This window comes from Streptomyces sp. NPDC041713, assembly GCF_055591085.1.
The window spans coordinates 219,045-231,961 of record NZ_JBVIZY010000002.1; the positions used below are offsets into that span (position 1 = coordinate 219,045).

The 12,917-nt window shown below is 71.4% G+C and carries 11 protein-coding genes; 2 read left to right on the forward strand and 9 right to left on the reverse strand.

Annotated features, from left to right (window positions below; all coding sequences use genetic code 11):
- Nucleotides 1-36: 36 nt before the first annotated feature.
- Nucleotides 37-2,454, forward strand: coding sequence for a ribonucleoside-diphosphate reductase subunit alpha (locus tag ACZ6CV_RS05860; protein ID WP_469249772.1), 2,418 nt, complete (start codon nucleotides 37-39; stop codon nucleotides 2,452-2,454).
- On the forward strand, nucleotides 2,454-3,476 hold the full coding sequence (locus ACZ6CV_RS05865) for a ribonucleotide-diphosphate reductase subunit beta (protein WP_469249773.1): 1,023 nt from the start codon (nucleotides 2,454-2,456) through the stop codon (nucleotides 3,474-3,476). The genes ACZ6CV_RS05860 and ACZ6CV_RS05865 overlap by 1 nt, the downstream gene beginning before the upstream one ends.
- 67 nt (nucleotides 3,477-3,543) lie before the next feature.
- On the opposite strand, the gene ACZ6CV_RS05870 is transcribed toward ACZ6CV_RS05865, so the two are convergent.
- The 9 genes from ACZ6CV_RS05870 to ACZ6CV_RS05910 form a co-directional block, all read right to left on the reverse strand.
- The gene (locus ACZ6CV_RS05870; RefSeq protein ID WP_469249774.1) at nucleotides 3,544-4,920 is read right to left on the reverse strand and encodes a bifunctional albaflavenone monooxygenase/terpene synthase; all 1,377 of its coding nucleotides are present in this window, start codon (nucleotides 4,918-4,920) and stop codon (nucleotides 3,544-3,546) included.
- Complete coding sequence (gene cyc1, locus ACZ6CV_RS05875; protein ID WP_469249775.1) at nucleotides 4,917-6,041, reverse strand: epi-isozizaene synthase; 1,125 nt, start codon at nucleotides 6,039-6,041, stop codon at nucleotides 4,917-4,919. The genes ACZ6CV_RS05870 and cyc1 overlap by 4 nt, the downstream gene beginning before the upstream one ends.
- Nucleotides 6,042-6,343: 302 nt before the next feature.
- Entirely contained in the window at nucleotides 6,344-7,000 is a 657-nt protein-coding gene (gene def / locus ACZ6CV_RS05880; RefSeq protein WP_469249776.1) for a peptide deformylase, read from the reverse strand.
- Nucleotides 7,001-7,062: 62 nt separating this feature from the next.
- Nucleotides 7,063-8,043, reverse strand: coding sequence for a tetratricopeptide repeat protein (locus tag ACZ6CV_RS05885; protein ID WP_358711599.1), 981 nt, complete (start codon nucleotides 8,041-8,043; stop codon nucleotides 7,063-7,065).
- Nucleotides 8,044-8,237: 194 nt separating this feature from the next.
- On the reverse strand, nucleotides 8,238-9,488 hold the full coding sequence (locus ACZ6CV_RS05890; RefSeq protein WP_469249777.1) for an HD-GYP domain-containing protein: 1,251 nt from the start codon (nucleotides 9,486-9,488) through the stop codon (nucleotides 8,238-8,240).
- A complete protein-coding gene (locus ACZ6CV_RS05895) occupies nucleotides 9,485-10,891 on the reverse strand; it encodes an HD-GYP domain-containing protein (RefSeq protein WP_469249778.1) in 1,407 nt (468 codons plus the stop codon). The genes ACZ6CV_RS05890 and ACZ6CV_RS05895 overlap by 4 nt, the downstream gene beginning before the upstream one ends.
- A gap of 163 nt (nucleotides 10,892-11,054) precedes the next feature.
- Nucleotides 11,055-11,363, reverse strand: a complete 309-nt coding sequence (gene rsrA / locus ACZ6CV_RS05900; RefSeq protein WP_355802989.1) for a mycothiol system anti-sigma-R factor — start codon at nucleotides 11,361-11,363, stop codon at nucleotides 11,055-11,057.
- Entirely contained in the window at nucleotides 11,360-12,034 is a 675-nt protein-coding gene (gene sigR / locus ACZ6CV_RS05905; protein ID WP_355802991.1) for an RNA polymerase sigma factor SigR, read from the reverse strand. The genes rsrA and sigR overlap by 4 nt, the downstream gene beginning before the upstream one ends.
- A 231-nt stretch (nucleotides 12,035-12,265) precedes the next feature.
- Entirely contained in the window at nucleotides 12,266-12,916 is a 651-nt protein-coding gene (locus ACZ6CV_RS05910; protein ID WP_362364557.1) for an alpha/beta hydrolase family protein, read from the reverse strand.
- Nucleotide 12,917: the final 1 nt, after the last annotated feature.

Genomic DNA, 12,917 nt, shown 5'->3' on the forward strand with positions numbered 1-12,917 from the left:
CGCGCAGGCCCAGAGCCGAGCGAGGGAGAGCTCCACGTGACCATCGCGCCTGCCGAACCTGCGTCAGCGCGGGCACCGCGACCCAGTGCCAGCACCGACGGCACCGAGGGTGCCGACGCGCCGGGGACCGCGCTGCTGCGCACCCTGACCGACCTCACCGCCGACCTCCCCGACGCCGACCCCGGCCGGGTCGCCGCCGCCGCGCTGCGCGGCCGCTCGGCCAGGGCCGACGAGGCGGAGCTGCGCACGCTGGCGACCGAGGCGGCCGCGGGGCTCATCTCCGAGGACCCGGCGTACTCCAAGCTCGCCGCCCGGCTGCTCTCCCTCTCCGTCGCCGCCGAGGCCGCCACGCAGGGCGTGCGCTCGTTCACCGAGTCGATCGCGGTCGGCCACCGCGAGGGCCTGATCGCCGACCGCACCGCCGACTTCGTCGCCGCGCACGCCGCCCGGCTCGACGCGCTCGTGGACACCGCGCTCGCCGACGGCGCCGACTTCCGCTTCGGCTACTTCGGCCTGCGCACGCTGCACAGCCGCTATCTGCTGCGCCACCCCATCACCCGCCAGGTCATCGAGACGCCGCAGCACTTCATGCTGCGCGTGGCGAGCGGCCTCGCCGAGGACGACAGCGTCCGCGCGCTCGACGAGGTCGCCGCGCTGTACGGCCTGATGAGCCGCCTGGACTACCTGCCGTCCTCGCCGACGCTCTTCAACTCCGGCACCCGCCACCCGCAGATGTCGTCCTGCTACCTCCTCGACTCCCCGCTGGACGAGCTGGACTCGATCTACGACCGCTACCACCAGGTCGCGCGGCTCTCCAAGCACGCGGGCGGCATCGGTCTCTCGTACTCCCGCATCCGCTCCCGCGGTTCGCTGATCCGCGGCACCAACGGGCACTCCAACGGCATCGTGCCGTTCCTGAAGACGCTGGACGCCTCGGTCGCCGCGGTCAACCAGGGCGGGCGGCGCAAGGGCGCGGCCGCGGTCTACCTGGAGACCTGGCACTCCGACATCGAGGAGTTCCTGGAGCTGCGCGACAACACCGGTGAGGACGCGCGCCGCACGCACAACCTCAACCTCGCGCACTGGATCCCGGACGAGTTCATGCGCCGGGTCGCCGCCGACCTGCCGTGGTCGCTCTTCTCGCCGTCCGACGTGCCGGACCTCGTCGACCTGTGGGGCGACGACTTCGACGCCGCGTACCGCAAGGCGGAGGCCGCGGGCCTGGCCAAGAAGACCATCCCGGCCCGTGAGCTGTACGGCCGGATGATGCGCACCCTCGCGCAGACCGGCAACGGCTGGATGACGTTCAAGGACGCCGCCAACCGCACCGCCAACCAGACCGCCGAGCCCGGCCACACCGTGCACTCCTCGAACCTGTGCACGGAGATCCTGGAGGTCACGGACGACGGCGAGACGGCCGTCTGCAACCTCGGCTCGGTCAACCTCGGCGCGTTCGTGGAGAACGGCGACATCGACTGGGAGCGCCTCGACGCGACCGTCCGCACCGCCGTCACCTTCCTCGACCGCGTCGTCGACATCAACTTCTACCCGACCGAGCAGGCCGGCCGCTCCAACGCCAAGTGGCGCCCGGTGGGCCTCGGCGCGATGGGTCTGCAGGACGTCTTCTTCCAGCTGCGGCTGCCCTTCGACTCTCCCGAGGCGCGCGCCCTGTCGACCCGCATCGCCGAGCGCATCATGCTCGCCGCGTACGAGGCGTCCGCCGACCTCGCCGAGCGGGGCGGCCCGCTTCCCGCCTGGGAGAAGACCCGCACCGCGCGCGGCGTCCTGCACCCCGACCACTACGACGTGGAGCTGACCTGGCCGGAGCGGTGGGCGGCGCTGCGGGAACGTATCGCCGCGACCGGCCTGCGCAACTCGCTGCTGCTCGCCATCGCGCCGACCGCGACCATCGCGTCCATCGCCGGCGTGTACGAGTGCATCGAGCCGCAGGTCTCCAACCTCTTCAAGCGCGAGACGCTCTCGGGTGAGTTCCTCCAGGTCAACGCCTATCTGGTGGAGGAGCTGAAGCGGCTGGGCGTCTGGGACGCGCAGACCCGCGAGGCGCTGCGCGAGGCCAGCGGCTCGGTGCAGGGCTTCAGCTGGATCCCGGCGGACGTCCGCGCGCTGTACCGCACCGCGTGGGAGCTGCCGCAGCGCGGCCTGATCGACATGGCCGCCGCGCGCACCCCGTTCCTGGACCAGGCGCAGTCGCTCAACCTGTTCCTGGAGACGCCGACCATCGGCAAGCTCTCCTCGATGTACGCGTACGCCTGGCAGCAGGGCCTGAAGACCACGTACTACCTGCGCTCGCGCCCCGCCACCCGCATCGCGCGCGCGGCCGGCGGCTCGAACGCGGCCGCCACCACACCCGCCCCCGTCCCCACGCAGGCGACCCCCGAAGACGCCGTCGCCTGCTCCCTGGAAAACCCCGAGTCCTGCGAGGCCTGCCAGTAATGAGCTCCACGACGAACAGCGAGAAGAACCTCCTCGACCCGGGCTTCGAGCTGACCCTGCGCCCCATGCGCTACCCGGACTTCTACGAGCGCTACCGGGACGCGATCAAGAACACCTGGACCGTGGAGGAGGTCGACCTCCACTCCGACGTCGCCGACCTCGCCAAGCTCTCGCCCGGCGAGCAGCACATGATCGGCCGTCTGGTCGCGTTCTTCGCGACCGGCGACTCGATCGTGTCGAACAACCTCGTGCTGACGCTGTACAAGCACATCAACTCCCCCGAGGCGCGGCTGTACTTGAGCCGTCAGCTCTTCGAGGAGGCCGTGCACGTCCAGTTCTATCTGACGCTGCTCGACACCTATCTGCCCGACCCGGAGGACCGTGCGGCGGCCTTCGACGCGGTCGAGGAGATCCCCTCCATCCGTGAGAAGGCCGAGTTCTGCTTCCGCTGGATGGACTCGGTCGAGAAGCTGGACCGGCTGGAGAGCAAGGCCGACCGGCGCCGCTTCCTGCTGAACCTGATCTGCTTCGCGGCGTGCATCGAGGGGCTCTTCTTCTACGGCGCCTTCGCCTACGTGTACTGGTTCCGCAGCCGCGGTCTGCTGCACGGCCTGGCCACCGGCACCAACTGGGTGTTCCGCGACGAGACGATGCACATGAGCTTCGCCTTCGACGTGGTGGACACGGTCCGCAAGGAGGAGCCGGAGCTCTTCGACGACGCGCTGCAGCAGCAGGTCACGGACATGCTCAAGGAGGCCGTCGAGGCCGAGCTGCAGTTCGCCCGCGACCTGTGCGGCGACGGTCTGCCCGGCATGAACACCGACTCGATGCGCGAGTACCTGCAGTGCGTGGCCGACCAGCGGCTGCAGCGCCTCGGCTTCGCGCCGGTCTACGGCTCGGAGAACCCCTTCTCCTTCATGGAGCTGCAGGGCGTCCAGGAGCTGACCAACTTCTTCGAGCGGCGGCCCTCCGCGTACCAGGTCGCGGTCGAGGGGTCGGTCTCCTTCGACGACGAGTTCTAGGTCTGGCGCACAGCGCCCTCCCTGTGCCCGTCCCGTCGGCTTCGGCGGGGCGGGCACACGGCCGTGTTCAGCGCGGGGTGGCCCGCAGGACGAGCCGCTTGGGGTGCAGGGTGATGCCGACGCGGGTGCCGGTGTCGGTCTCCCCGACCGGTTCGAGGCGCCACTTCGGGGCCACCGTCCCGAGGATCAGGGCGAGTTCGGCCAGGCTGAAGTGGTCGCCGGGGCACTTACGGTTGCCGACGCTGAACGGCATCATCGCGAACTCCGGTACGGCGGCGGCGCGTTCCGGTTTCCACCGGTCCGGGTCGAACTCCAGGTTCCGCTCGAAGGAACGCGGGTCGCGCTGCATCGCGTAGACGCTGTAGACGATGTCCGCGTCCGCCGGAATCGAATAGCCGCCCAGTTCGGTTTCGGCCACCGACCGGCGCGTGAATATCCAGGCGGCCGGCCGTATGCGCATCGCCTCGGTGACGACATTGCGGGTGTGCGGCAGGTCCGCCAGATCTGCGAATGTGATCGCGCGATCGGGGGCCACGGAATTTACCTCTTCAACCAACCGCCTTTCCTGCTCCGGGTGTTCGGTGAGGAGATGGAAGGTCCACGCCAACGTCGACGCCACATTCTCCGCACCCGCCACGACGAGCGACACCACGTTGTCGTGGATCTCCTGGTCGGCTATGAGCGCCCCGGATTCGTCCCTGGCCCGCAGCAATTCCGCGAGCAGGTCGTCCGGAGCGCCGGGCCCGGCGGCGCGGCGCTCCGCGATGATCTCGTCCACCAGCGCGTGCAGATCGGCGAGCGCCCGCTCGAAGCGGCGGTTGGCGGGGGTCGGGACGCGGTAGAGGGGCCCCACCGACAGCACCATCCGGCGGTAGAGCCCCTCGAACACCGTGTGCAGCGAGTCCGCGATGCGGTCCGCCTTCTCTCCTATGGAGTCGACCTCCAGGAGCGAGCGCGAGACGATGCGCACGGCGGTGCGGAACATCTCCGCGCTCACGTCGACGGTGGCGCCCGGCTGCCAGCGGGCGGCTGTGGCGCGCGCCTCCTCCTCCATCACCTTGGCGTAGTCGGCGATCCGCTCGGGCCGGAACGAGGGCTGCATCATGCGCCGCTGGCGCCGGTGCAGCTTGCCGTTGCTGGTCGCCACGCCCTTGCCCAGGAGCACCTCCAGGGTGTCCCAGAGCGGGCCCCCGACGATGTAGTCGGGGTTCTTCAGGAGGGCGCCCACGAGCTCCGGATCGCAGACCGCGTACGCCGTCCGGGGTCCCAGCCTGATCCGTACGAGATCCCCGTGGTCGCGCAGCGCGGCGAGGAAGCCAAGGGGATCACGCACCAGCTTCCAGGCGTGGCCGAGCAGCGGCACACCGCCCCGGACGAGGGGTGGCGTGCGCAGCGGGTCGGGACCGGAAGTGGCCGACGCAGGTATTGCGGACTCGATGCTCATTCCTCACCCACCAGTTCGTTTTCCGCCACGGCTTCTTCCGTCACATAAGGCGGTACGGACCTGTCGTCCCAGCTGTCCACCCGATAGCGGCCCGACTCGTGATGGAACCAGTACACGGACGAGAACCAGTTCCGCATATTGAAGACGCAGGATTTCACCGCGTCCGAGAGTTGCCTGCCGTGCTGACTTCCGTCCGCCAATTCATCGGCGAACAGAAGAACATCCCGTTCCGCCTCGATGAATTCCGTGACGCACCGGCTGACGCGCCGGTGGACTTCCCGCACCGCCTCTTCGAGCGTCATTCCCTCGTGGTGGATGAGGCTGATTCCGAGATTGTGCAGCTCGTCGCCCGCGAGTTCTTTCGGGAGCGAGCACAGGTCGTTGTACCAGGCCGAGAAATCCTGGGTCGCGAGCGCCGCGCGCCGGTACGCGGGGTGCTTGCGTACGGCCGTCGGCAGCTCGAACCGGGCGGTGGGTTCGAGGAGGTCGATCCACGACCAGTGCGCGAAGGTGAGGCGGCGCAGCTCCACGTACGCCTCGACGGTGGGCACGGTGCCGCTGCACCGGTTCCTGAACTCCTGGTCGTACGCCTCGATCACCGGGTGGAAGTGGCGGGCGAACCGGGCGTTCCAGCTGGGGCCGAGGAAGGAGTACAGGCGGCGGACGCAGTCCGCGAACCCCGCGACCAACGGGTCCTTGTGGTGCAGGTACTGCCGGGGGTCGTTCAGGGTGCCGTGCAGGCCCCGGCAGAGCCGCCGCCACTGTGCCGCCCTGCCGTGCACCGAGTCCCGGTCGTGCCGGTCGTCCCACGCGAAGAACCAGCTGCTGAGGTCGGCTATCGCGGTGAGCAAGGCGTCCGGCGCGCCGATGTAGTAGCCGGCGACCAGGTCGGTGTAGCACAGGCTGTCCGCGTACCGTTCGACCTTGTCGGCGGGCATGAGGCGCATTTCACGCAGCCAGGTCCGCGACTTCTCCTGAAGCTGTGGCCAATACGGATGCAGCCGGCGAGGGAACGTCGCTTCGATCACCGGAACGGCCAGTGCCGGCGGGACGGTGACCACCGGTGTGCGTGGCCGTGTGTGCAGTGGTGTCTGAGAAGTGCTTCCGGAATATGCAGGCACGAACATTCCCCTTTCAGCCGCTTGAGGACACGCGCCCCTTGTGCTGTACCGGGCGCGCGCCGTTGCGTATCCCCGCGCTTTCCATTCAGCACCACAACTGACCGTTCAGGGAACAGATTTGCGCCATTCACTACCCCTCGCTGCCGAGAACCTCCCCGTACGTGACTGAATATGGACCTCGGGCAGCCTGTTCTGCTCGCACAGGCGATCGGTTCACGCCAACGGCCCCTGGTCAGGGGGTAGTTCCCGACCAGGGGCCGCTCGTGTCACGCGGTTCCCACGCCTCTCAGGCGTCGCGTGCGTCAGCCGTTCGCCACCACGGGGTAGCGCGGAGTGCCTTCTTCCATCTGCCGCAGCGCGTCCTTGCGCTCCCGCTTGGAGAGGCGGTCGATGTAGAGGTAGCCGTACAGGTGGTCCGTCTCGTGCTGCAGGCAGCGCGCGAAGTACCCGGTGCCGCGCACCTTGATGGGGTTGCCCTTCTCGTCCTGACCCGTGACCTCGGCGTAGTCCGGGCGGGCCAGCGGGGCGTAGGCGGTCGGGACGGAGAGGCAGCCCTCGCCCGAGTCGTCCAGGCGGCGCTTGTCGGCGGGCAGCTCCTGGAGCACCGGGTTGCAGACCACGCCGACGTGGCGCACGCCGTCGTCGTCCATGCAGTCGTAGACGAAGACCTTCAGGTCGACGCCGACCTGGTTGGCGGCCACGCCCACGCCCTGGGCGACGCGCTGGCTCGCGAACATGTCGTCGATCAGCTGGGCGAGCTCGTCGTCGAAGGCGGTGACGTCCTTGCACTCCTTGTGCAGCACCGGGTTGCCGACGACCGTGATGGGCCGGGACGTGCCGCGCTCGCGGTAGGCCGTCTCGCGCTCCTCGCAGTTCTCGGTGTCGATGACGAAGCCCTCGTCGTCGACGGGGAGCACCCCGTCCCCGCCGATGGCCTGCTGCTCAGTGTCCTGCGCCATGTCCGCCGTACGCCTTCCGTGAAACCCTCGAGAGTTGTGCCGGTACAGCCTACGGCGAACGGTCAGCAGACCTCTTCGAGATCCCGCCAGTCCCGGGAATCCGGGCTGTCCGCCACCCAGCCGTCCAGCAGCCCGCGCACCAGGGCGGCGGGCGCCGCGAGGCCGCACTCGCGCTCCGGCACCCAGAGCGCGCCCGGGCTGCGGTGGCCGAGCGGCCCCGGATGGCCCGGCTCGCTGTGGTCGTGCGGGTCCAGATGCTCGCCGTCGCCCTCGTCGCTCGGCATCCGCGACTCCGAGCACATCCGGCACAGCAGCCGCACCGAGGACGACCAGTCCTCGGCGGCGAAGCCCGCGTCGGCCGCGAGCTGCTCCAGGGCGTCCCGGTCCTCCTCGGTGGCCGCCTCCAGGAGGACCACCCAGGTCGGCACGGGAGAGGGCGCCCACAGCTCGATCTCGTCGAAGACGGGGTAGGAGTGTCCGGCCGCCGTCGTCCGCTCACCGTGCGGGACGCCGTCGTGCAGCACGACCTCGCCCCAGCGGCGCCCGGAGGAGGGCAGCGGGATGGAGAGGACCTCCATCCGGGCCGGGTCGAGCCGCCGGCCCCACACCACTTCCGCCTCGCCCTCCGGGGAGAGCCGCACGGCCGCGCTGCCCAGCTCCATGCCGGTCGGCTCGCCGGACGCGGCCACCCCGCCGGGGACCTTGAGGCCGTACGCCTGCCAGGCGCGGCGGGCCAGCGGCCAGTCCTGCAGGGCGGTCGCCGCGATGCCGACGTTCCACCAGTCGGGGGCGCCCGCGGACCGGTCGAGGAGCGCCACGGCGCGCAGCCCCGCGGCCCGCGCCTGTTCCCAGTCGTGCCGGAACTTGTGCAGCAGCGCCAGGTTGAACCAGGACTCGGACAGCCAGGGTTCGAGATCCGCCGCGCGCGTGAGCAGTGCCCCCGCGTCCTCGTACCGGCCGTCGCCGATCAGCGTGAACGCGCGGTCGGTCGCCTGCCGCCATGAGGCGGAGGGCCGGTGCCGTCCCTTGCCGAAGATCCTCACGATGTCCGCCTGATTCCCGCCTGCCACGTCTTGCGTCGGTCACTTGTCGATGGGCGCCGCGTGGGGTCCTGACCCCCGCGCACCCTCTTCTTCGCATCCAACCACGTACGGTCGGACGGCCGCTCATTACCCATGGGTTACCCAGCCGGGCACCAGGTAAGGCCCGTCCGTGGGCCTCCCGTCCCGCCGGGACCCTACGGGCCACCTCCCCTGTCCCTGGACAGCACCCTGGCCAGCGACTCCACGACCTCCGGCTGGTAGTCGTGGCCGGTGGCCAGGCGCAGCCGCTCCAGGGCCTGGAGCGGCCCGTCGAGCGCTCCCGAGGGTCCTTCTCCCCGCGCCATCTCGTCGTACGCGTTCGCGGTCCGCACAATACGTGCGGTGAGGGGCTGTTCGCGGTACGGATCCGCCTGGCGCTCCACGACGACGGCGACGGCGGCGTCCACCCCGGTCTGGCGGACCACGGCGCCGCCGAGCAGGGCTATCCGGCGCTGTTCCGCCTCGGGCAGCACCGCGGTGGCGCCGGCCGGGACGGGGTCGACGAGGGAGAGCTGGCCGATGTCGTGCATCAGGGCCGCGTGCTCCAGGACGGCGAGGTCCGCCGCGCAGAGCCCGAGGTCACGCCCCACGGCCCGGCTGAGCCCCGCCACCCGGTGGGCGTGGCCCTGCGGGGTGTACCCGGCGATCTCGGTGGCCCGGGCCAGCGAGGCGATGGTCTGCCGGTAGGTGGCCCGCACCGCGGCGTACCGCCGGAAGGAGAGCTGGGTGAGCAGCAGCGGCAGGCTGAAGACGGGCAGCGCCCAGAGCCCCGCCACGGCCACCGCGAGCGCCATGACGGCGCCCGTCGCGCAGACGGCGGAGCTGATGCCGAGCGTGGCCCGCAGCTCCTCGCGCAGCAGCGGTCCGAACGGCCACCGGGTGCGGGCGTGCGCGGTGGCGGCGGCGAGGACGGCGTCGCAGAGCGCGGTGAGGACCAGCAGCGCGACGATGCCGAGCGCGTAGTACGGGCCGTGCCCCACCAGCTTCTCCAACTGCCCCGAGTTGTAGAGGGGTTGGAAGCAGGCGGCGGCGAAGCCGACGGTCAGGACGCGGCGGGCCAGCTGGTCGAGGGTGGGGCCGCGGCCGAGCGCCACATGGGGCACCGCGCCCACCAGCGCCGCCGCGACGACCACCGCGACCACCTGCAGCACCCCGTGGTGCGTGGCCTGCCCGGAGTTCTCGCCGAGCAGCGCGTACGCCAGCGCCCCGGCGGCGCCGAGCGGCGCGGACTCCCGGCTGCGGCCGCTCCCCCACCGGGCCAGCTCGCCGAGCGTGATCAGCACCCCGAAGGCGAGGGCGACCCGGCCCTCGGTGATGCCGTGCCAGAGGGTCCGGGAGAGGGCGGCGAGGGCGAGCAGCGCGGCCAGCCAGGCGAGGGTCGCGGGCAGCCGGGAGGCGCTCTTCACCGGGCCGCCGGACGGGAGACCGCGGGGGCGGGCGGGGCGGGTGTGACGGCGGGGTCGGCCGTGTCAGCCGTGCCGGCGGTGCCGGAAGGTACGTTTCCGCTCTGCTCGGGCACGCCCCCGGCGACCTCCGGGACGTCCGCGGTGACCTCGGGGTGCCAGCCGTACCGTTCCAGGGCGCGGGCGAGGGCGGCCACCATCTCGGGGTCGAACTGCGCGCCGGCACATCGCCGGAGCTCGTCGACGGCGGCCTCGACCGGCCGGGCCCGCCGGTAGGACCGCGTGGACGTCATCGCGTCGAAGGCGTCGGCCACCGCCACGAGCCGCGCGCACTGCGGGATCTGCGTGCCCGTGAGGCCGTACGGGTATCCGCTGCCGTCGATGCGCTCGTGGTGGTGCAGGATCGCCGCCCGCGCCTCGCCGAGGAAGCCGATGCCGCGCACCATCTCGTGGCCGTACTCGGGGTGCAGTTCGATGACGCGCCGTTCCTGTGCGGTCAGCGGGCCGTCCTTGCGCAACAGCCGGGTGGGGACGCCGAGTTTGCCGACGTCGTGCAGGATTCCGGCGAACCGCAGAACCTCTACGCGCTCGTCGTCCAGGCCCAGCTCGCGCGCGATCAGGACGGAGGCGCGGCCCACCCGCTCGCTGTGGCCCCGGGTGTACTTGTCCTTGATGTCGACGGCCTGGACGAGGGCGCGGATGGTGGCCTGGTGGGCGGCGCGCTCGCGGTGGTACTGCGCGAAGGCCCAGCAGGAGACGCCCATCGGGAGCAGGACGAGCAGGGCGGCGGCCGGGCCGTACGGACTGGCCCAGAGCACCGCCATCATCAGGCCGGCCAGTCCGTGCACGGTGACGGGGGCCAGGGAGCGCGCGAAGAGTCCGCGCCAGGCGGCCCGTACCGGCACCCGCTCGGCGGTCACGAGGATGCCGCCGTCGAGGGCGGCGAGGACGGCGGAGAAGGCGAGGACGGCGGCCCCCGCGGGCCCGAGGACGTACGGGAAGTCGGGGGCGGCACCGGCCGCGGGGCCGCCCAGCGCCGCGTACACCCACGCGGCGACCCAGGCGGCCAGGGTGAGCCGGGCGGCGCGCCAGAGCCGGCGAAGGCGGCGGGGGTGCCGGTCCACGCGGGCGCAGAGCGCGCCCGGCAGGGCGACGAGGGCGGCGGCCGACGGGGGCAGCAGGAACACCGCGGCGAGCAGCACGGGGAAGAAGGTGCCGAGGCCGCGCGGCACGCGACGGCCGACGGCCGTGCAGCGGGTGATCTGCTCGCAGCCGGCGAAGAGCACGGCGAGGAGGAGGACGGCGGGCCACGGAGGGCGGGCGCCGGGCGCGGGTACGGCGCAGGCGCCGCCGGTCAGGGCGACGCACAGGATGTAGACGCGGGCCCGCACCGGCACCGACCGCATGGAGCTCTCCTCCCCGTTCCAGGTCGGAGACTAGAACGGGGGCCTCCCTGCCAGCGCCCGGGTGCCGTTAATTAGCACGTACGAGTGACGCGAGGGGAGAGCGGGGCGCAGCGGTCCGCCGGGCCGGGGCCCGGCGGTCAACTGCCGTGCGAAAGCCGGGTGTTCAGGCCTCGGACGCGGTCACGTCGTGCGTGACGTCCTGGTCGGGCACGGCCTGCCCGGAGCGGATCAGGTCGATACGGCCCATCACCTTGGCCCGCAGGTCGACGGGTACGTCGTCGGAACCGCAGCAGCGCTTGACCAGCTTCTTGACCGCCTGCTCGAGGCCGTACTTCTCCAGGCACGGAGAGCACTCCTCGAAGTGCGTCTCGAACTTGGTGCAGTCGCTGTCCGGCATCTCGTGGTCGAGGAACTCGTAGAGATGGTCCAGGACTTCACTGCAGTCAGTCTCGTGCGGCTCTCCGCAGCTCATGAGCCCGAGCCTTTCGTTCCGTTCGACTCCCCGGCACCCGCCGGGACGAGCCCGCGCTCACGGGCGTAGTCCTCCAGCATGCCGCGCAGCTGGCGGCGGCCCCGGTGCAGTCGGGACATCACCGTACCGATGGGTGTCCCCATAATGTCCGCGATCTCCTTGTACGCAAAGCCCTCGACATCGGCGAGATAGACGGCGATGCGGAACTCCTCGGGGATCGCCTGCAGCGCCCGCTTCACGTCCGAGTCGGGCAGGTGGTCCAGCGCCTGCGACTCGGCGGAGCGCAGACCGGTGGACATGTGCGACTCGGCGCGCGCCAGCTGCCAGTCCTCGATCTCCTCGGCGGCGCTGCGCTGGGGCTCGCGCTGCTTCTTGCGGTACGAGTTGATGAACGTGTTGGTGAGGATGCGGTACAGCCAGGCCTTGAGGTTGGTGCCCTCGCGGAACTGGTGGAACGACGCGTACGCCTTCGCGTACGTCTCCTGCACCAGGTCCTCCGCGTCCGCCGGGTTGCGCGTCATGCGCAGCGCCGCCGAGTACATCTGGTCGAGGAACGTCAGCGCGTCCCGCTCGAAGCGGGCCGAACGCTCCGCGGCCGTCTCCGCACTCTCTCGGGGCTGCTCCGCCTGACCGTGCTCGGTCCCTGCGTCGGTCCCAGTGACCGGACCCACCTCCTCCAACGACGTGGTGGGACCGAGAGCAGTCCCACTCGAATCGGAGGATAGACGACGACCCGCTCCCCGCGCCGCCCGAATAGATGCGGTTTTGGGTGCGCTCAGCACCGTCCACTCCAGGTCAGCGGCGCTGGAGCGGTTCGGGCAGATGGTCGAACCCATGCGGCGGACTCCCTCTCGTACGAACGGCTGTCGACGGTGTTCACCGTCTGTCCGCCACAACAGAGGTCACCCGTCCAACATTCCCGTCCAGCGCGTCACGGCGTCCGTGATGCGCTTCACCGCCTCGTCCTGCCCGGTCTCCGCCCGCTTGGGCACGGCGAACCCGTGATCGCCGTACGGGATCTCCACGAGCTCGTACGGCCCTTCGGGGAACTCCGCGGGTTTCCCGAAGGGGTCGTTGCCGCCCTGCACGACGAGGGTGGGCACGCCGGCGCCGAGCAGTTCGTCGGCGCGGGACTTCTCGGGCTTGCCCGGGGGATGCAGCGGGAAGCTGAGGGCGAGCACGGCGGCGGCGCCCAGTTCGGTCGCGGTGCGGCAGGCCACGCGGGCGCCGGCGCTGCGCCCCCCGGAGATCACCGGCAGGCCCTTCTTCCGCAGCGCGGGCCAGATGCCGCGCCAGCCGGTGTCGAGCGTCCTGGGCGCGGGCGCCAGTTTCTTGCCGGCCACCCGCCAGGGCTGCTCCACGAGGGCGACGGTCACGCCGTGCGCGGGCAGGGCGGCGGCGACGGCCCGGAGGTCGCGGGCCTCGATGCCGCCGCCGGCGCCGTGGCTGACGGCCAGCACGAGGCGGGCGCTCTTCGCGGGGGCCGGGTGCCAGGTGATCCTGGCCACGCCCGCATCGGTCTCGACGGTCTCGACGGTCTCGCTCTTGGTCACG